Source organism: Kitasatospora aureofaciens (assembly GCF_001188955.3).
GTDB lineage: Bacteria > Actinomycetota > Actinomycetes > Streptomycetales > Streptomycetaceae > Kitasatospora > Kitasatospora aureofaciens.
Map to the genome: position 1 here is coordinate 282,232 of NZ_JPRF03000087.1, position 18,855 is coordinate 301,086.

Here is an 18,855-nt window from a genome sequence, read left to right on the forward strand (position 1 = left end):
GGCTTCGCTGAGGTGGGTGGTTGGTGGTCAGGCGGGCGCCCGGGGTGGTTCGGGCGGATCCGGCACTGCTTGGTCTGGCACAGCTCCCGGGGTGTGGGAACGCCGGCCGACGGCGCGCCGAGGTGGGGAGCCGCGGCGCCGCGACTGGTGAGTAACAAGGTAGTGGCACCCTGTGCCACTCGTAAAGACACCGGGTGCCAGGAATTCCGACGCTCCGGAAGGGCGCCGAACGCGCGTGGTGCGGGTGTGCCGAGGGCCCGCGCCGGCGATCCAGCGCGGGCCCTCGTTCTGCCGCTGACCTGCTGTTTAATTGGGCTCAGGCGTCCCGGGTGCCGCTCAGCGCGGCCCGGATGCTGTCCACCACGACGTCCAGCGGAGCGTCCGTCCGGGCGACTGTGATGAGCACCTCACCTCCGGGGCTGGCACTCAGTGCGCTCTCCGCCACCCCGTCCCCAGGCATCCCACTGGCACCCGGTGCCACCACCGGGCCCCGGCGTCTGGCACCCGGCGTGCTGGCGGCCCAGAAGGTCCGCCGGATCACCTCGAAGGAGTGTTCCAGCTGCGCCTCCACGTCACCCCGGCCGCCGGCCCGCAGCCAGCGCCGCAGCACGTGGTTGTGCGCCGCCACGACCGCCGCCGCCGACACCTCGGCCAGCATCGAGTCGTCCTCGCCGCCGCGCTGCCAGCCCGACGGGATGGGCTCGCCGGTGTCGAACCGGCCCAGCAGGTAACGGGTGAACAGCCGCTCGTACCGGGCCACCACGGCGATCTCCCGCTCGCGCAGCGCCGGGACCTGACGGATCAGCTGGTACCGCGCGACCGACACGCCCGGGGTGGAGGCGTACATCCGCAGCACCTCCTTGATGCCGCGGCAGACCACGTCCAGCGGGTGCTCCTCGGGCTCGGCGCTGGCCAGCAGGTCGGCCACCCGGACGAGGGTGTCGTCGTGGTCGGGGAAGATCGCCTCCTCCTTCGACCGGAAGTACCGGAAGAAGGTGCGCCGGGCCACCCCGGCGGCCGCGGCGATCTGGTCGACCGTGGTCTCCTCGTAGCCCTGCGAGGCGAACAGCTCCATCGCCGCCGCGGCCAGGTCCTGGCGCATCTGCTGACGCTGCGCCGCCGCCCGGCGGCTGCCCGGCCCCGCCTCCGGCGCGGCGCCCCCGGACGGGCCGGCCGTCCGGTCGGTGCCGCGCGGTCCGGCGGAGTGCTGCGGGGAGGCTGACTGAACCCGATCCATGCCCGGAACGCTACACGGCCCGGGCTGCGCGCCCGCCGCCCTTCCCCGGCGCACCGGCGTGACCGGACCGGTCACGGCCGGTCTGGGCCAGCGGGCGGACACCGCGCCCGGCGTCCAGGCGGGGCGCGCGGCGGACCCGGAGCCGTACGCGGCGCCGCCGTTGCCCGGGGCGCCGCCCGGCCCCGCCGCCGGGTCGTACGGCAGCTGCCCGCCCCCGGCCCGTGCCGTGGTCACCGGCGCGCGTGGTCGCGGAAGCCGCGGCCGGTCTTGCGGCCCAGGCAGCCCGCCGCCACCAGGTGCTCCAGCAGCGGCGCGGCGGCCAGGCCCGGCTCGCGGAACTCCTGGTGCAGCACCTGCTCGATGGTCAGCGAGACGTCCAGGCCGACCACGTCCAGCAGCTCGAAGGGGCCCATCGGGTAGCCGCAGCCCAGCTTCATCGCGGTGTCGATGTCGTCCACCGTCGCGTAGTGCTCCTGGAGCATCCGAACCGCGTCGTTTAGGTACGGGAACAGCAGCGCGTTGACGATGAAACCGGCCCGGTCGCCGCACTCCACCGGGTGCTTGCGCACCTTCGCGGTCAGCTCCAGCACCGTCGCGGTGACGTCCGGGGCGGTCAGCACGGTGGAGACCACCTCGACCAGCTTCATCGCCGGGGCCGGGTTGAAGAAGTGCATGCCGATCACGTCCTGCGGCCGCGAGGTGGCGGTCGCGCAGCTGATCACCGGCAGCGAGGAGGTGGTGGTGGCGAGCACCGCGCCCGGCCGGACGATCTTGTCCAGGATGGCGAACAGCTCCCGCTTGACCGCCAGGTCCTCGGCGACCGCCTCGACCACCAGGTCCACCTCGGCCAGTTCGGAGTACTGGCCGACCGGGGTGACCAGCGCCAGCGCGGCGTCCCGCTGGTCCCCGCTCAGCCGGCCCTTGGTGACCGAGCGCTCCAGCGACCTCGCGAGCTGCGCCTTGGCCCGGTCGGCCTTCTCCTGGCTGCGGGCGGCCAGCAGCACCGGGTGCCCGGCCTTGGCGAACACCTCGGCGATGCCGGTGGCCATCGTGCCGGAGCCGCAGACCCCGACCGTGTGCACGGCGCGGCCGGGCACCTTGGCGCGGGCCGGTCCGGTCGCCGCGTCCACGGCCCTGGACGAGCCCGGCGCCTCGTAGGTGTAGAAGCCGCGGCCGGACTTGCGGCCCAGCAGCCCGGCCGAGACCAGCTGGCCGAGGATCGGCGCGGGAGCGTGCAGCTTGTCGCGGGACTGCTCGTACATCGCCTCCAGCACGGTGCGCGCGGTGTCGACGCCGATCAGGTCCAGCAGCGCCAGCGGGCCCATCGGCAGCCCGCAGCCGAGCCGCATCGCGGCGTCGATGTCCTCCCGGGAGGCGTACTTGGACTCGTACATCGCGGCGGCCTGGTTCAGGTACGCGAACAGCAGGCCGTTCACCACGAACCCGGCCCGGTCCCCGGCCGCCACCGGCTCCTTGCCCAGGTCCCGGGCGAAGGCGGCGGCGTCCTCGGCCGTCTGCGGGGAGGTCAGCACGGTGCGCACCACCTCGACCAGCTTCATGGTGTGCACCGGGTTGAAGAAGTGCAGGCCGAGCACCCGCTCCGGACGGGCGGTCGCGGCCGCGATCCGGGTCACCGACAGGGCGGTGGTGCCGGTGGCCAGCACCGTGCCCTCGGGGCAGATCCGGTCCAGCTCGGCGAAGACCTCCCGCTTCAGCTCCAGCTGCTCGGGGACCTCCTCGATCACCAGGTCCGCCTCGGCGGCGGCCGTCAGCGCGTGCCCGACCGTGATCCGGGCCAGCAGCGCGGTGCGCTCCGCGGCGGTGATCCGCTCCCGGTCGACCGCGTGCGCGGTCGCCTCCTCGATCCGGGCCAGTGCCCGGGCGGCCGAGTCCTCGGTGGCCTCGATGCCGATCACCCGGCGGCCGCTCCTGGCGACCGCGACCGCGACGCCGGTACCCATCGTGCCGAGGCCGACGACGGCCACGGTGGGGAAGGGACGCTCCATGTCCTGACTCCTAGTCATGAAGGGCCCGCGCGTGCTCCGACGGGCGGGCCACCGCGCCCGTCGGCGAAACGGGGGCGGCCGCCGCCGGAGGAGGGTCCACGCGCGGGGGCTTGGGGAGATGACGGGTCCGGCAACCCGGCGTCGGCCGGTCCGCTCCGGCCGAACTGCGGGGTGTGCCGTGGTACTCAGGCGCTCGAAGGTGAAGGAAGCGACGCTGATACGAGGAGGGAAACCCGGCCCGCCGCGGTTCGCGGCACCGGCCGGTGAAGACGCACCGCGCGGGTGCCGCAGACACGGCGACCGCGACCTCCCGCCGGTGCGGCTCCCGAAGCCCGGCGGTGGTGCGTGCGGCCACTGTAGCGAAGCTACTCGCCGGTAGGAAGGGGGCGGGGCGGAAAACCGAACGCCCTGGGGCGGATCACCGCAGGGGAGTCGGTGGCCCGCGCCGCGCCGAGCAGTGGCTCCCCCAACGAGTGAACGGGCGGACGGGCGTCCGTTTGTTCCACTCGATAGGGGAGTTACCGGCACCCCGTCGGCGGGGCAGCATGGTGGCATGGGCACCGTCACCGCCTCCCAGGCCGCCGACCCCGCCGAGCCGTCCGGCCCCGGCGCGTCCGAGGCCGCCCTCGCGGCCGCCGTCGCGCTGTCCCCGCGGGCCGAGCGCGCCGCACGGGCCCAGGAGGCGGTCGACCGGTTGCGCACCGCCGCCGTCGAGGCGGTGGCCGTCACCTGGGTGGACAACGCCGGCATCACCCGGGTCAAGGCCGTGCCGCTCAGCGGCCTGGTGCACGCGGCCGAGTGGGGCGTCGGCACCGCGCCCTGCTTCGACGTGTTCCTCGCCGACGACGCCATCACCACCAGCCCGGTCATCGGCGGCCCCACCGGGGACCTCAGGCTCTACCCCGACCTCGACCGGCTCGTCCCGCTGGCCGCCCAGCCCGGTTGGGCCTGGGCCCCGGGGGACCGCCACACCCAGGACGGCGTCCCGCACCCCGGCTGCCAACGGCTGTTCGCCCGCCGGATGGAGGCCGCGGCCGCCGCCCGCGGGCTGAGCCTCAAGGCCGGCATCGAGGTGGAGTGGGTGGTCGCCCTGGCCGGCCCCCCGAACGAGCCGCCGCAGTACCCGACGCACGGCCCCGCCTACGGCATGCACCGGCTCACCGACCTCTCCGACTACCTGCGGGACGTCGTGCGCGCCCTCGGCGAACAGGGGCTCGGCGTGCTGCAGATCCACCCCGAGTACGCCCCGGGCCAGTTCGAGGTCTCGGTCGCCCCCGAGGGCCCGGTCGGCGCCGCCGACACCTCCGTCCTGGTCCGGCAGACCGTCCGCGCCGTCTCCGCCAAGTACGGCCTGCGGACGTCCTTCGCCCCCGTGGTCGAGCCCGACGGGGTCGGCAACGGCGGGCACCTGCACCTCAGCCTCTGGCGGGACGGCCGCAACCTCGGCCACGGCGGCTCCGGTCCGCACGGGCTGACGGCCGAGGCCGAGGGCTTCCTCGCCGGGGTGCTCCAGGCGCTGCCCGAACTCCTGGTGCTGGGCTGCTCCAGCCCCGCCGGGTACCTGCGGCTGGTGCCCTCGCACTGGGCCGGGGCGTACCAGTGCTGGGGCCTGGAGAACCGTGAGGCCGCGCTGCGCCTGGTCACCGGCTCCACCGGGGAGCGGGCCGCCACCGCGAACGCCGAGGTCAAGTGCTTTGACGCGAGCGCCAACCCGTACCTGGCGGTCGGCGCGGTGATCGCCGCCGGCCTCGCCGGGCTGGAGCAACGCCACGTGCTGCCCCCCGAGTTCACCGGTGATCCGGCCGCCGCCGAGCCCGGAACGGTGCCCCGACTGCCGCAGGGCCCGGCCGAGGCGATCGCCGCGTACGAGCGCTCGGCGGTGCTGCGCGGGGCGCTCGGCGAGCCGCTCCACCAGGCCGTGCTGGCGGTGCGCCGGGCCGAGGCCGAGCAGTACGCGGACGCCGGCCCCGAGGAGTTGGTCGCGGCGACGCGCTGGAGGTACTGACCGGTGGCCCGGTCGGAGGTCCCGGAGGTCCCGGAGGTCCCGGAGAACCGGCTTCCGGAGGTCGGGGTGCTGGTCGACCACCACTGCCACAGCGTGGTGGCCGCCGAACTCACCGACGACGCCCTGGCCGGGCTGCTCACCGAGTCCGACCGGCCGCCCGCGCCCGGCTGTTCGCCCTTCGACAGCGCGCTCGGCCTGGCCGTGCGGCGCTGGTGCCCGCCCGTGCTCGGCCTGCCCGCGCACGCTCCGGCGGCCGAGTACCTGGCCCGGCGGCGCGAGTTGGGCGCCGCCGAGGCGACCCGCCGGCTGCTCGCGGCCGCCCGGCTGGACACCTGCCTGGTGGACACCGGGCTGACCGCCGCCGCGGGCCGCGAGCTGCTGCCGCTGACCGAACTCGCCGGGGCCACCGGAGCGGTGGTGCGGGAGGTGGTCCGGCTGGAGTCGGTGGCCGAGACGGTGGCGTCCGGCGCCGAGGACTGGCCGCGGGCCGTCGGCGAGGCGCTGGCGGCGGCCGCCACCGGCGCGGTCGCGGTCAAGTCGGTGCTCGCCTACCGGTACGGCCTGGCCGTACCGGCCGAACGGCCCGCGCGCCCGGCCGTGGTGGCCGCCGCCGGGGCCCGACTGCGCGACGGACGCGCCCGGCTGGCCGACCCTGTGCTGCTGCACCACCTGCTGTGGACGGCCGTGGACGTCTGTGCCGAGCTGGGCCTGCCGCTCCAGCTCCACACCGGCTTCGGCGATCCCGACCTCACCCTGCACCGCGCCGACCCGTCCCTGCTGGCCGACTTCGTCCGCGCCGCCGAGCCGAGCGGCGTCCCGCTGGTGCTGCTGCACGGCTATCCGTACCACCGGCAGGCCGCCTGGCTGGCCCAGGCCTTTCCGACGGTGTACACGGATCTCGGGCTGACGGCCTCCTACACCGGGCCGCGGGTGGCGGCGGTGCTCGGCGAGATGCTCGAACTCGTGCCGTTCGGAAAACTGTTGTTCTCCACCGATGCCTACGGACTTCCCGAACTGTTCTCGGTGGGCGCCGCACAGTTCCGGTACGGACTGGGCATGCTGCTCTCCGACTGGCAGGCGGGGGGCGCCTGTTCGGCGCCGGACGCCCGGCGGCTGGCGCGGCTGATCGCCGCGGACAATGCGCGCCGGTTGTACGCGCTCCGGTAGGCGCTTCCGGCTGCTCTTCGCGTACATGACCAGTCAGGTCGTCCCGTCGGCGAACCATCACTTTTTAACAATCTTCCGCTCTGTTGCGGTTGTTGGCCGATGGAGCGCTAACCGACGCTGTTGGTTGAGATGTGACGATTAGATGACTACCTCTTGCGCTTTTCAGCGAATATTCATTAACGTCCCGGTCATCCCAGCGCACCTGCCGCACCGCAGCTGCCGCTTGACGACTCGGGAGGGCCAACCCCAATGAGAGTTCCTCGGATCAGCCGGACCCGGTACGCGGCAGTGGGCCTCGTGCTCGCCACCGCCGGCGCCCTCGCGCTCCCGGCCGGCACCGCCGTCGCGGCGCCCACCGGCGACTCGACGACCGGTCCGCTGCTCAGCTACGTCGTCAACACCAAGGCCAACCACGGCCAGGTGCAGAAGGTCGAGAAGGCCATCACCGGCCTCGGCGGCACGGTGGTCCAGTCCTACGAGCAGGTCGGCGTCGTGGTCGCCCGCTCGAACGACACCAAGTTCGCGGAGAAGCTGCGCCTGGCCAAGGGCGTCGACTCCGTCGGCGCCAGCCGTACCAAGGGCATCCTCGCCTCGGACCAGGGCAACGCCGACGTCGCCGCCGAGCCGACCGGCGCCGCCGCCGCTGCCGACGGCCAGGAGCCGTACGAGCCCAACCAGTGGGACATGCGCCAGATCGGTGTCGACAAGGCTCACAAGCTCTCGCTCGGCAGCCGCAACGTCACCGTCGGCGTGCTGGACTCCGGCATCGACGCCACCCACGAGGACCTGGCGGCCAACGTGGACGCCTCGCAGTCGGTCTCCTGCATCGACGGCAGGACGAACACCGACTGGAAGGCCTGGCAGCCGACCACCAGCGACCACGGCACCCACGTGGCCGGCACCATCGCCGCGGCCAAGAACGGCAAGGGCGTCATCGGCATCGCCCCCAACGTGAAGCTGGCCGCGGTCAAGGTCGTCGACGACGGTGGCTTCATCTACCCGGAGAACGCGGTCTGCGGCTTCGTCTGGGCCGGCGAGCACGGCTTCAAGGTGACGAACAACAGCTACTACGTCGACCCGTGGATGTTCAACTGCCCGAACGACAAGGACCAGGCCGCGATCTCGGACGCGATCCGCAAGGCCGTCGCCTTCTCGCAGCGCAAGGGCGTCCTGAACGTCGCCGCCGCGGGCAACGAGAACATCGACCTGGCGCACAAGACCACCGACGTCTCCAGCCCGGACGACACCAAGCCCGGCAGCCGCCCGATCACCAACGACTGCCTGTCGCTGCCGACCGAGCTGCCCGGCGTGGTCGCGGTCTCCGCGGTAGGGGTCAACGGCGACAAGTCGTACTACTCCAGCTACGGCAAGGGCGTCGTCACCGTCGCCGCGCCGGGCGGTGACGCCCGCTACCAGATCCCGAACACCCCGGACAAGAACGGTCGCATCCTGTCGACCATCCGGGGCAACAAGTACGGGTACATGCAGGGCACCTCGATGGCCACCCCGCACGTCACCGGCGTGGTCGCGCTGCTCGCCAGCACCTTCCCGTGGGCCAGCCCGGACGAGCTGACCGAGCTGCTCACCAACCAGGCCGAGTCCCACGCCTGCCCGAAGGGCGTGTACAACCCGGGCAACACCGGCCAGTTCACGGCGACCTGCGAGGGCGGCGCGGACGACAACGGCTTCTACGGCGCGGGCATCATCAACGCAGAGAAGGCGGTCCAGTGGTGGCGCTGACGCGCTGACCACCAAGCGCTGACCACCAAGCGCTGAGCAACGAGTGCTGAGCCGGGGAGCGGGGCCACGGGCCCCGCTCCCCGGCTGCGTTCCGGCACCGGTACCCGGCGGCGCCTCAGCCCTCGAAGTGGTGCTCCCAGACCGTCTCCACCGACGGCTTGCCGTGCAGGTCCGGCACCTCCTGCAGCCAGGCCGGCCGACCGGCCCGGGTGCGGGCCGCACGCCGCAGCTCCGCCTCGCGCAGCTGCTCGGCAGTGGCGAAGCCCTCCGGCAGCCACGCCTCGGAGAGGACCGCCCGGGCGGCCAGGTGGGTGACGTACGCGCGCCGGACGGCGTCCACCGAGTCGAAGCCGGGCTCGCCGGCCAGCCACTCGTCCGGGACCAGCGCCACCACCTGCTCCAGCAGCTCGACCGTGACCAGCGGCCCGAGATCCTCGTCGGCCAGCCGGACGTCCGGGGCGCAGGCGCCGAGCGCGTGGGCGCTGAGGTCGTACCGCTTGCCGACGGAGGCCTCGGCGGTGGCCCAGCGGTGGTGGAAGATCAGCGCGGCGCCGTTGTCGATCAGCCAGAGCCGCCCGTGCCAGACCACCAGGTTGGGGTTGTGCACGGTGCGGTCGACGTTGCCGGTGAGCGCGTCCAGCCAGACCACCCGCCCGGCCTCGGCGGAGTCCACCCGGATCATCCCCGGCCGGTAGTCCGCGGCCCCGGGTAGCAGGTCCATCCCGAGGTTGAGGCCGGCGCTGGCCTTGAGCATGTCCTGGATCTCGGTGTCCGGCTCGTCCGCGGCCACCACCGGATCGAAGTCCACCAGCCGCAGCTCCGGCACCCGCAGCCCGAGCCGCCGGGCCAGTTCACCGACGATCACCTCGGCCACCAGCGCCTTGCGGCCCTGCGCGGCACCGGTGAACTTGACCACGTACGTCCCCAGGTCGTCGGTCTCCACGACCCCGGGCACCGAGCCCCCGGCACGCAGCGGGTCCACGTAGCGCAGCGCAGTCACCAGATCGAGCACACCGGCCACCCTAATTCGTTGATAGCGGATCGGTGTAGCCAGGGGCTGCTGTCGGTCCGTTCGAATGCCGTGGTCGTGACGCCTGTGGCCACCCGGGCCGGTGATGCCTATCCCGCCGCGTGGGCGCGGTGCCGCTGTGATTGGCTTGCCGGTGAGAACGGTCCGGGGACCGGTACCCACCACACGAGGAGAGCAAGGTCATGGGACAGGTGCAGGCCACCACCGAGCGGGTCTACGACGCCGCGCCCGAGCGGGTGTACGAGGCGCTGGCCGACTACCAGGTGACCCGCCCGAAGCTGCTGCCGGCGCAGTACAGCGAGTACGAGGTGCGGGTCGGCGGCACCGGCGCCGGCACCCAGGTGCACTGGAAGCTGCAGGCCACCGAGAAGCGGGTGCGCGACTGCCTGTTCACCGTCTCGGCGCCGAAGCCGGACCAGCTGGTGGAGAAGGACGCCAACTCCAGCATGGTGATCACCTGGACGGTCGCGGCCGCCGGCGAGGGCCGCTCCAAGGTCACCGTCACCGCCACCTGGCAGGGCGCCACCGGCATCGGCGGCTTCTTCGAGCGCACTTTCGCCCCCAAGGGCCTGAACCGGATCCACGACCAGGTGCTGGCCAACCTGGCCGCCGAGGTCCGCTGACCCGGCCGACCCGGCCGGAGTACCAGCCGTTCCGGAGAACCGGGTGAATCGCCCGGAGTTTCGAGCAGCTCGTCCGCCCGTACGAGCCGCAAGCCGTACGGGTGGACGGCCCGCCACCTGCGGGTGACGGGGGCCGCCCGGCACGGGGGAGCCACCCTAGGCTCGCCGCCGTGCATATGACGATCCTTCACATTTCGCAGCCGGTGGACGGCGGAGTCGCCCGCGTCGTCGCCGATCTGGCCCGGGGGCAGCGCGAGGCCGGGCACCGGGTGCTGGTCGCCTGCCCGCGCGGCGGGCGGCTGGCCGAGGAGGCCGCCGCCGTGGGCGCGCTGGTCCGGGACTGGTCCGCCGACCGCTCGCCCGGCCCGGCCACCGCCGCCGAGGCCTGGCGGCTGCGCCGGATCGTCCGGGCCGCCGTGCCCGACGTGGTCCACCTGCACAGCGCCAAGGCCGGGCTGGCCGGCCGGCTGGCCGTGCGAGGCGCGGTGCCGACCGTCTTCCAGCCGCACGCCTGGTCCTTCGCCGCCGTGGACGGCCCGATGGCCGCCGCCACCCTGCGCTGGGAGCGCTTCGCGACCCGCTGGGCACACCGGCTGCTGTGCGTCAGTGTCCAGGAGCGGGCGGACGGGGTGGCCGCCGGAGTGCACGCCGACTGGGCGGTGGTGCCCAACGGCGTGGACGTCCGCCACTACGCGCCGGCCGACCGCAGGGCCGCCCGGATCGCGCTCGGGCTGGACCTGGACGCCCCGCTGGCGGTCTGCGTCGGGCGGCTGTGCCGGCAGAAGGGCCAGGACGTGCTGCTGGCCGCCTGGCCGGAGGTGCTGCGTCGGGTGCCGCGGGCCCGGCTGGCGCTGGTCGGCGGCGGGCCGGAGCAGCAGCGGATGGCGGAGACGGTCCGGGAGTCGGCCGAGCCGTGCCGGGTCCGGCTGGTCGGGGACGTGCCGGATCCGCGGCCGTGGCTGGCGGCGGCCGACCTGGTGGTGCTGCCCTCGCGCTGGGAGGGCATGGCGCTGGCGCCGTTGGAGGCGATGGCGGCCGCCCGTCCGGTGCTGCTGACCGACGTCCCGGGCGCCCGGGAGTGCCTGCCGCAGGCGGAGCGGGCGCTGTCGGTGGTGCCGTCCGAGGGGGTGGGGGCCCTCGCCACCCGGATGGCGGAAGCGCTGTCCGATCCGATCGAGTGCGAGCGACGCGGTGCCCGGCTCCGGGACCACGTGGTCGCCCGGCACGACGTCCGTACCGTGGTCGAACAGGTGGACGCCCTGTACCGCGATCTGCTGGGCGCCGGACCGGCGGCCGGACGGCGCCGGGCCCGTGTCCCAGAGCGGATCTGATCGTTTCACATGCCGTGAATCCCCGCCGTTCCGGCGCCGGAGTATTCGCACCCTCAACCGGATAAGGGCGAGGCGTTAAATCCGTAATACCTATTAATGGGCGGCTGGAATGAAACGGCAAGTCAACTTCCGGCCGCCATCGACAGGTTCGGTATCGTCGGATTTTGCCTGCCTCGTTTCGATTTCGTCCCGGAAATTCGCGTCCGGGCCCCTCGCGGCCGTTTCCAAGGTGACCGGCAGTTCCGCGACCGGCCCCTCCGCGGGACCACCGAGAGCCGCCAGCGATGGCAGGTGCTGTCAGGACCGCGCCCACCGGGCCGGGACGGCCGCTCCTCGCCCATCGGCGCCGGGGGGTCGTCACCCCGGGCACACAGCAGGGGAGTTCGTGCGCTGATGACCATTGACCACGAGAGTGTGCCGCGATCCGGCGGGCCCCTGTCCGGCCCTCGTCTGCCCGCCACCGGGCTGCTCGACCGGCCGACCGGGGCGGCGTACACCCGGGCCGTGCCGTCGCCCCGTCGGCACCGCAGGACGACCCGCTCCCGGCTCGCCCTGCCGCTCGCGCTGGTCCAGGTCGACGCGATCGCGCTGTGCACCGGCACCGGCATCGCCAACCGGGTCATGGACCCGACCGTCCCGCTCGCCCCGTTGGTCGGCGCCGCCGCCGTCCTGCCCCTGCTCCTGGTGCTCAACCTGGCCGGCGGCCTCTACCGCACCCGGCTCACCCTGTCCGTCCTGGACGAACTGCCCGCCCTGGCCGTCAGGGCCGTGGTCGCGACCGCCTTCGCCGTCACCCTGGCCGGCTGCCTGGACGGCCGCTGGCCCGACTGCGGCCCGGCCACCCCGGCCCGCCTCACCGTCCTGCTCGGCGCCCAACTGCTCATCGCCGCCGTCGGCCGCGGTTTCCTCTACCACCTGGTCCGGCGGATCCGCCGCGGCCGCCCCAGCCCCGTCCTGGTGCTCGGCGCCGGCCGGCTGGGCCGCACGGTCGCCGCCGCCCTCCGCGAGCACGGCGAGTACGGCATGCGCCCGGTCGGCTTCCTGGACGCCGACCCCCCGCTGCTCGCCGGCGGCACCGACCTGCCCGTCCTCGGCGGCCGCGAGGCGCTGGAGCGCGAGGTCCACCGGCACCGGATCCATCACGTGATCGCCACCGCCGGGGCCGCCGACGAGGCCGAGACCGCCGCCACCCTGCGCGACGCCGTCCGGCTGGGCTGCCAGGTCTGGCTGGTGCCCGCGCTGCGCGAACACGGCTCCCTGCCCACCGCCCCGATCGCCGGCGGCGACCACCTGTGGGGCTTCCCCTGCCTACGGCTCGGCAGCCCCGCGATGCGCCGCCCCGGCTGGGCCGTCAAGCGCGCCCTGGACGTCACCGCCGCCGGGACCGGCCTGCTGCTGCTCGCCCCCGTCCTCGCGCTGTGCGCCCTCGCCGTCCGCTTCGACACCGGCCCCGGGGTGCTCTTCCGCCAGCAGCGCACCGGCCTGGACGGCCGGGTCTTCACCGTCCTGAAGTTCCGCACCCTGCGCCCCAGCAACGAGCACGAGTCGGCGACCCGCTGGAACATCGCCCAGGACCACCGGATGGGCGCCGTCGGCCGCCTGCTGCGCAAGAGCTCGCTCGACGAACTGCCGCAGCTGTGGAACGTCCTGCGCGGCGACATGAGCCTGGTCGGCCCGCGCCCCGAACGCCCGTACTTCGTCATGCGGTTCAGCCAGGCCTACCCCGAGTACGCCGACCGACACCGCGTCCCGGTCGGCCTCACCGGCCTCGCCCAGGTCAACGGCCTGCGCGGGGACACCTCGATCGAGGACCGGGCCCGGTTCGACAACCGCTACATCGAGAGCTGGAGCCTCTGGCAGGACGTCAAGATCCTCTGCCGCACGGCCGCCCTGATGCTCCACCCGGACGGGAGCTGACCCGGCGTGGACCTGACCCTTCCGGCCCTTCCGCGTCCGACCCTACGGCGGGCCCTGCCCGCGCTCGCGGACCGGCCGAGCCTGCTCGCCGCGGCGACCGTCCTGCTGGTCTGCGTGCCCGCCGGGGAAAAGGACGTCACCGCGGCCGTCCACGTGACCGCCGCCGACGTCGCCTCGCTCGCCCTGGTCGCGCTCACCGCGGTCAACCTGCTGCGCGGACGGCTGCCCGCGATCACCCGCACCACCGGAGTGCTGTTCGGCGGCATCGCCGCCGCCGCCGCCGTCGCCACCGTCGGCTCGATCGACCCGGCCACCAGCCTCACCGGCTTCGTCCGGCTCACCCAGGTGTTCGTCCTGGTGCCCGTCGCCGTGCTCTGCGCGCTGCGCGACCGCACCGACCAGCGGCTGGTCCTCGGCTCCTTCGTGCTCGCCGCCCTGATCCAGGGCGTGGTCGGCGCGAACCAGTACCTCACCCGCACCGGCGCCTCCTACACCGGCCAGCCGATCCGGGCCGTCGGAACCTTCGGCGCGCTGGACATCATGGCGATGTCCACCGTGGTCAGCTACGGACTGCTCGCCGCCCTGGCCCTGGCCCTCGGCGAACGCGGCGAGGGCGGCAACGCCCGGCTCCGGCGGGCGATGTTCGCCGCCGCGGCCTTCCTCGTCCTCCCGCTCGCCGTCTCCTTCAGCCGGGGCAGCTGGATCGCCACCGGCGTCGCCGCCACCGTGCTGCTGCTGCGCGCCGACGCCCGGCTGCTGGTCCGCGGCGCCGTGCTGGGCCTGGCCGCCGCCGTCGTCCTGGTCGGCGGCCTCGGCCTCGGCGCCTCCGGCGTCACCGAGCGGCTCAGCTCGATCGGCTCGGTCTCCGCCGCGCCCGACCAGTCCGTCTCCGACCGCTACGACCTGTGGGCCACCGCCGGACGGATCTGGCAGGACCACCCCGTCCACGGCGCCGGCCCGAAGGCCTTCCCCGAACTGCGCGACAGCCACGCCCCGCTGCGGCTGTCCTCCGGCAGCGACGCCGCCGACTCCACCATCGGCTTCCAGCGCGAACCGCTGCTCTCCCCGCACAACATGTACTTCCTGGTGCTCAGCGAGCAGGGCCTGATCGGCATCACCGCGTACGCCGCGCTCTTCCTCGCCCTGCTGCTCGGCTGCCTCCGCCACCGCCGGGACACGGTTCTCGCCGCTCTCGCCCTGCTCACCTGGGTGCTGGTCGACTTCCTCTACGCCGACATCGGCGGCACCACCACCGTGCTGACCTCGGTCGTCCTCGGCCTGGCGGCGCGTGCGGCCCTCCAGGGGGCGGCCGGCCCGGAGCCCGCCGGAAGCGACGGGCGGGCGATGCCACTGTGACCACGGACCAGCCGGCCGCGCTCACCCGCACCCTCCCCGCCCCGCGCAGCGCCCCCGTCCAGGCCGCCGTCCCCGGGCCCGACCGGGCGCCCCGGAGCGGCTTCCTCGCCAAGGCCTTCGGCATCACCGCCGTGCTCAGCGCGGCGGGCTCCGGCCTCGGGCTGCTGCGCGACCTCCTGCTGGCGCGCTACTTCGGCGCCAGCCAGGGCACCGACGCCTTCCTGGTCGCCTGGACCGTCCCCGAGACGGCGGCACCGCTGCTGATCGAGGACGCCATGTCGTTCCTCATGGTGCCCGCCTTCGCCCTCGCCCTGGTGCTGCGCGAGGAGGACCCGGACGCCCCCGACCCGGTCCGCCACCTGGTCCGCGCCACCCTGCCCTGGCTGCTGCTGGCGCTCAGCGGGCTGGCCCTGGTCGCCGCCCTGGGCGCCCCCCAGCTGGTCGAGCTGCTCGCGCCCGGCCTGCCCGACCCGCGCCTGGCCGTCGTCTGCACCCGGATCACCGCGATCACCGTGCTGCCCTTCGGTGTGGCCGGCTACCTGGCCGCCGCGCTGCGCGCCCACCACGGCTTCACCGCCCCGGCCGCCATCTACGTCGTCTACAACCTCGGCATCCTGGCCCTGCTGTTCGGCTTCCACGGCCTGCTCGGCGTGCGTTCCGCCGCGCTCGGCGTGGCGTTCGGCAGCCTGCTGATGGCCGGTCTGCTGGTCGGCCCGTTCCTGCGCCGCCTGCGGGCCGGCCAGACCGGCCGCGGTCGGCGGGGCCGCAACGCCCTGGTGCTGATGCCGCTGGCCCTGCTGCCGGTGGCGGCGTTCACGCTGACCCGCCAGTCCCAGGTCTTCGTCGAGCGCTACCTCGGCTCGGCGCTGCCGCCCGGCACCATCTCGCACCTGAACTACGCCGCCAAGGTCTCCCAACTCGCCATGACGGCGGGCATCCTGATCTGCACCGTCACCTTCCCGCTGGTCGCCCGGGCACTCGCGGCGGGGGACCTCACGGCCGCCCGCGACCGGGTCGAGAAGGACCTCGGCCAGGCCGCCGCGGTCGTCCTGCTCGGCACCGCCTTCCTGATGGCCTGCGCTCCCTCGGTGGTCTCGCTGCTGTTCCAGCGCGGCGCCTTCGGCCCCCAGGACACCGCCGCCACCGCCGCCGTCATCCGGGTGTACAGCTTCGGCCTGCCGGCCCAGGCGCTGACCGGCGTGATGATCCGCCCGTACTTCTCGCTACGGCCGGTGGTCCGCCGGGCCGGCGACCCGCGTGCCGAGGACGGTGGCCGCCGGCTGCTGGACTGGTACCCGCTCGCCGCGATGCTGCTGGGCCTCGGGGTGACCGTCGCCGTCGGCCTGCTCGCCACGCCCCGCTTCGGCGCCCTCGGCCTGGCCGCCGGCAACGCGGCCGGAATCACCACCACCTCCGTGCTGCTGCTGCGCGGCCTGGTGCTGCGCGGCATCCCGCTGCGGCTGCCCCGGGTGCTCGGCGGCCACGTCCGGCTGGTGGTCACCGCCGCCGGGGCCACCGCACTGGGCGCCGCCGCCGCCGGCCTGGCCGCCGACCCGCTGTTCTCGACCCTCCTCGGGGGCCTCACCGTGGTGCTGGCGTTCGGCGTCGTCGGCACCGGGCTCGGAGCGCGCGAGGTGCGCGGCCCGGTCCTCGCCGCCGCCCGGGCCCTCGGGCGCGGGCCCCTCCGGCGGACCTCGCCGGGACCGCGGCGCCCGGGCGCGCCGCTCGCCGCGTTGTCGTCAGTCGCCGATCCGACGGGATCCGCCGGAGAGGCACTGGACCCGCCAACCGTCGCCGATGAAGGGAAGTTTCCCGATGGACAATGAACGGGGAACCGTCCGTTCGGCCCGGGCGGGCGTCACCAACGCCCCGCCCGACCGGGCGCGACTGCCCAGGAGCCGCCGTCCGGTCGGCGAACCCGCCGACCCCGGCTCCTCCTCGCCGTGGATCCTGATGTACCACTCGGTGACGGTCGAGGAGGAGGACCCGTACCAACTCACCGTCAGCCCCGAGCGGTTCGCCGAGCAGATCGCCTGGCTGCACAAGCGCGGGCGGCGCGGGGTCTCGGTCCGGGAGCTGATGCGGGCCCGGGCCCACGGGCGGGACGACAAGCTGGTCGGCCTCACCTTCGACGACGGATACGCGGACTTCGCCCGCTACGCCGTGCCGATCCTGCAGGCGTACGGCTTCACCGCCACCGCGTACGTGGTCGCCGACCTCCTCGGACAGGACAACGGCTGGGACACCGAGGGGCCGCGCAAGAAGCTGCTCACCGTCGAGGAGGTCGCCGAACTCGCCGTGGCGGGCTGGGAGATCGGCTCGCACGGCCTCGGCCACCGGGCGCTGCCCGGCCTGGCCGCCGACGTCCTCGCGGTGCAGACCCGGGAGAGCCGGCGGCTGCTGGAGGAGGTGGTCGGCGGTCCGGTCACCGGTTTCTGCTACCCGTACGGCGCCGTCGACGCGCCCGCCGCCCTGGCCGTGCGCGACGCCGGGTACGACTACGCCTGCGCCATCGCCCACTCCCCGCTCACCGGCCGCTTCGCCCTGCCCCGCTGCTACGTCGGCGACCGCGACGGCGCCTGGCGGCTGCGCGCCAAGAAGGGCCGGCACCGGCTGCGGGACGCCTTCACCGAGCTGAGACGCCGCCGTGGGACCCGCGCCGAGCGGGCGGTCACGGAGCGCCGGTCGTGAGGGTGCTGCACATCGTCACCGGGCTCGCCTCGGGCGGCGCCGAGCGCCAACTCCACCTGCTGCTGCGCCACTTGCCGCCGCACCAGCGCTGCGAGGTGCTCACCCTGACCAATCCCGGCACGGTCGCCGACGCGCTGCGCGCCGACGGGGTGACCGTCCACCACCTCGCCATGCGCGGCAACCGTGACCTCGGCGCGCTGCCCCGGCTGGTCCGGCTGGTCCGGGCCGGCCGGTACGACCTGGTGCACACCCACCTCTACCGCGCCCAGCTGTACGGCCGGCTGGCCGCGCGGCTGGCCGGGGTGCGGGCGGTGGTCTCCACCGAGCACTCGCTGCACGCCGGGGTGATCGAGGGCCGGCCGGTCACCCGGGGCGTCAAGGGCCTCTACCTGGCCGCCGAGCGGCTCGGCAGCACCACCGTCGCGGTCTCCCGGCAGGTCGCCCAGACGCTGCGGTCCTGGGGCGTCCCGCCGACCCGGATCGAGCTGATCCCCAACGGCATCGACACCGCCGGCTACCGCCGCCCGCCCGCCGAGCGGTCCGCCGCCCGCGGCCGGGTCCGGGCCGAACTCGGCCTGCCGGAGGGCAGTTGGGTGGTCGGCGGGGTCGGTCGGCTGGTCCCCGGCAAGCGCTTCGAGGTGCTGCTGGCGGCGCTCGTCGACCTCGACCCGGCGACCCGGCTGGTGCTGGTCGGGGAGGGCCCCGAGCGGGCCGAACTGGAGCGCCGGGCCACCGAACTCGGCGTCCGGGAGCGGCTGGTGCTCACCGGCGAGCGCGACGACGTGCCCGACCTGCTGGCCGCCATGGACGTGCTGGCCGCCCCCTCCACCGCGGAGACCTTCGGCCTCGGCGTCCTGGAGGGCCTCGCGGCCGGGCTGCCGGTGCGGCACAGCGCCTGCCCGGCGCTGGACGAACTGCCGCCCAGCGCCGCCCCGCAGGCCCGCCGCATCCCCTCCGAACCCGCCGCGTACGCCGCCGCGCTGCGGGACCTGCGACAGCTCAGCGGCCACATCTCCGACCCGCTCCCGCACCCCCCGGCCGTCGGCCACTACGACATCGCCCGGGTCGCCGCCGACCTGGGCGCCCTCTACGACCGGCTGGCCCGCGTCTGAGCGCCCGCCGCCGGTACCGCCGTCCCAGACCCAAGGAGTCACACCCATGACCACACCGCGCAGGAGCGCCCGCCAACTGGTGCGCCGCTGGTGGCCGGTGGCGCTCGCGGTGCCGCTGGGCGCCGCGGCCGGCGCCGGGTACGCCGTCGTCTCGCCCCCCTCGTACTCGGCCAGCGCCTACGTCCTCGTGGTGCCGCAGAACCCGGGGGAGTCGGGGACCGCGACCAACTTCGCCCAGGCGTACGGGCGGCTCGCGGGCCAGCCCCAGGTGCTAGCGGTCGCGGCCGCCGAGACCGGCCACACCCGGTCCGAGCTGGAGTCGCTGGTGTCCGGGACGACCTCTCCGGACGCGCCGATGATCGAGATCACCGGCACCGGGCCCCGTGGGCAGGAGGCCGCCCGGACCGCCGACGCGGTGGCCCGCTCGCTGGTCGCCTTCGCCAACACCAGCAGCAGGGACACCAATGTGCGGCTGGTGACGCTGGCCCCGGCCGCCGAGCCGGACAAGCCGACCACACCCTCCGCCAAGCTGGACGTCGCGGTCGGCGCCGCGGCCGGGCTGCTGCTCGGGTCGCTGGTGCTGATGACCCGTCGGCGCGGCGGCGCGGCCCGCGACGGGGCAGCGGCCCCTGAGGCTCCG

General features: G+C 74.6%; 14 protein-coding genes. 11 read left to right on the forward strand and 3 right to left on the reverse strand.

The genetic code is table 11. The features are described 5' to 3' along the window. Positions 1-316 precede the first annotated feature (316 nt). Positions 317-1,237, reverse strand: coding sequence for a TetR family transcriptional regulator (locus HS99_RS38485; RefSeq protein ID WP_030554616.1), 921 nt, complete (start codon positions 1,235-1,237; stop codon positions 317-319). A 230-nt stretch (positions 1,238-1,467) separates the two neighbouring features. Further along, positions 1,468-3,243: a 3-hydroxyacyl-CoA dehydrogenase family protein gene (locus tag HS99_RS38490; protein WP_030285607.1), complete on the reverse strand. Its 1,776-nt coding sequence runs from the start codon at positions 3,241-3,243 to the stop codon at positions 1,468-1,470. A 553-nt stretch (positions 3,244-3,796) separates the two neighbouring features. Here HS99_RS38490 and HS99_RS38495 point away from each other — a divergent pair. The 3 genes from HS99_RS38495 to HS99_RS38505 all read left to right on the forward strand — a co-directional run bounded on the left by HS99_RS38495 (position 3,797) and on the right by HS99_RS38505 (position 8,155). Continuing rightward, complete coding sequence (locus HS99_RS38495; RefSeq protein ID WP_078938631.1) at positions 3,797-5,248, forward strand: type I glutamate--ammonia ligase; 1,452 nt, start codon at positions 3,797-3,799, stop codon at positions 5,246-5,248. Positions 5,249-5,251: 3 nt separating this feature from the next. Continuing rightward, positions 5,252-6,415, forward strand: a complete 1,164-nt coding sequence (locus tag HS99_RS38500) for an amidohydrolase family protein (RefSeq protein ID WP_232543132.1) — start codon at positions 5,252-5,254, stop codon at positions 6,413-6,415. Positions 6,416-6,664: 249 nt separating this feature from the next. Next, complete coding sequence (locus tag HS99_RS38505; protein ID WP_030285613.1) at positions 6,665-8,155, forward strand: S8 family peptidase; 1,491 nt, start codon at positions 6,665-6,667, stop codon at positions 8,153-8,155. Between the two features lie 115 nt (positions 8,156-8,270). Here the strand turns inward: HS99_RS38505 and HS99_RS38510 are convergent, their stop codons facing one another. After that, positions 8,271-9,167: a HipA family kinase gene (locus tag HS99_RS38510; RefSeq protein WP_030285616.1), complete on the reverse strand. Its 897-nt coding sequence runs from the start codon at positions 9,165-9,167 to the stop codon at positions 8,271-8,273. Positions 9,168-9,367: 200 nt separating this feature from the next. On the opposite strand from HS99_RS38510, the gene HS99_RS38515 reads away from it, so the two are divergent. The 8 genes from HS99_RS38515 to HS99_RS38550 all read left to right on the forward strand — a co-directional run. Next, positions 9,368-9,808: an SRPBCC family protein gene (locus HS99_RS38515; RefSeq protein ID WP_030285618.1), complete on the forward strand. Its 441-nt coding sequence runs from the start codon at positions 9,368-9,370 to the stop codon at positions 9,806-9,808. A 176-nt stretch (positions 9,809-9,984) separates the two neighbouring features. After that, the gene (locus tag HS99_RS38520; RefSeq protein WP_030285620.1) at positions 9,985-11,139 is read left to right on the forward strand and encodes a glycosyltransferase; all 1,155 of its coding nucleotides are present in this window, start codon (positions 9,985-9,987) and stop codon (positions 11,137-11,139) included. Positions 11,140-11,532: 393 nt separating this feature from the next. Further along, complete coding sequence (locus HS99_RS38525) at positions 11,533-13,056, forward strand: sugar transferase (RefSeq protein ID WP_030554612.1); 1,524 nt, start codon at positions 11,533-11,535, stop codon at positions 13,054-13,056. Positions 13,057-13,062: 6 nt separating this feature from the next. Next, positions 13,063-14,412, forward strand: a complete 1,350-nt coding sequence (locus tag HS99_RS38530; RefSeq protein ID WP_050366522.1) for an O-antigen ligase family protein — start codon at positions 13,063-13,065, stop codon at positions 14,410-14,412. Next, entirely contained in the window at positions 14,409-16,238 is a 1,830-nt protein-coding gene (locus HS99_RS38535; protein ID WP_051835572.1) for a lipid II flippase MurJ, read from the forward strand. Before HS99_RS38530 ends, HS99_RS38535 begins: the two co-directional genes overlap by 4 nt. After that, positions 16,228-17,103, forward strand: coding sequence for a polysaccharide deacetylase family protein (locus HS99_RS38540; protein ID WP_078938912.1), 876 nt, complete (start codon positions 16,228-16,230; stop codon positions 17,101-17,103). Before HS99_RS38535 ends, HS99_RS38540 begins: the two co-directional genes overlap by 11 nt. Next, a complete protein-coding gene (locus HS99_RS38545; protein WP_030285630.1) occupies positions 17,100-18,215 on the forward strand; it encodes a glycosyltransferase in 1,116 nt (371 codons plus the stop codon). The genes HS99_RS38540 and HS99_RS38545 overlap by 4 nt, the downstream gene beginning before the upstream one ends. 46 nt (positions 18,216-18,261) lie before the next feature. Further along, positions 18,262-18,855: Wzz/FepE/Etk N-terminal domain-containing protein (locus tag HS99_RS38550; protein WP_063738019.1), on the forward strand; the 594-nt coding region annotated here is incomplete at its 3' end.

What these genes read in the sequence shown, in the direction of transcription:
- HS99_RS38540 (WP_078938912.1), top strand. Translation starts at nt 16,228, where the DNA reads ATGGACAATGAACGGGGAACCGTCCGTTCGGCCCGGGCGGGCGTCACC.
- HS99_RS38515 (WP_030285618.1), top strand. Translation starts at nt 9,368, where the DNA reads ATGGGACAGGTGCAGGCCACCACCGAGCGGGTCTACGACGCCGCGCCC.
- HS99_RS38520 (WP_030285620.1), top strand. Translation starts at nt 9,985, where the DNA reads ATGACGATCCTTCACATTTCGCAGCCGGTGGACGGCGGAGTCGCCCGC.
- HS99_RS38490 (WP_030285607.1), bottom strand. Translation starts at nt 3,243, where the DNA reads ATGGAGCGTCCCTTCCCCACCGTGGCCGTCGTCGGCCTCGGCACGATG.
- HS99_RS38485 (WP_030554616.1), bottom strand. Translation starts at nt 1,237, where the DNA reads ATGGATCGGGTTCAGTCAGCCTCCCCGCAGCACTCCGCCGGACCGCGC.
- HS99_RS38495 (WP_078938631.1), top strand. Translation starts at nt 3,797, where the DNA reads ATGGGCACCGTCACCGCCTCCCAGGCCGCCGACCCCGCCGAGCCGTCC.
- HS99_RS38525 (WP_030554612.1), top strand. Translation starts at nt 11,533, where the DNA reads ATGACCATTGACCACGAGAGTGTGCCGCGATCCGGCGGGCCCCTGTCC.
- HS99_RS38505 (WP_030285613.1), top strand. Translation starts at nt 6,665, where the DNA reads ATGAGAGTTCCTCGGATCAGCCGGACCCGGTACGCGGCAGTGGGCCTC.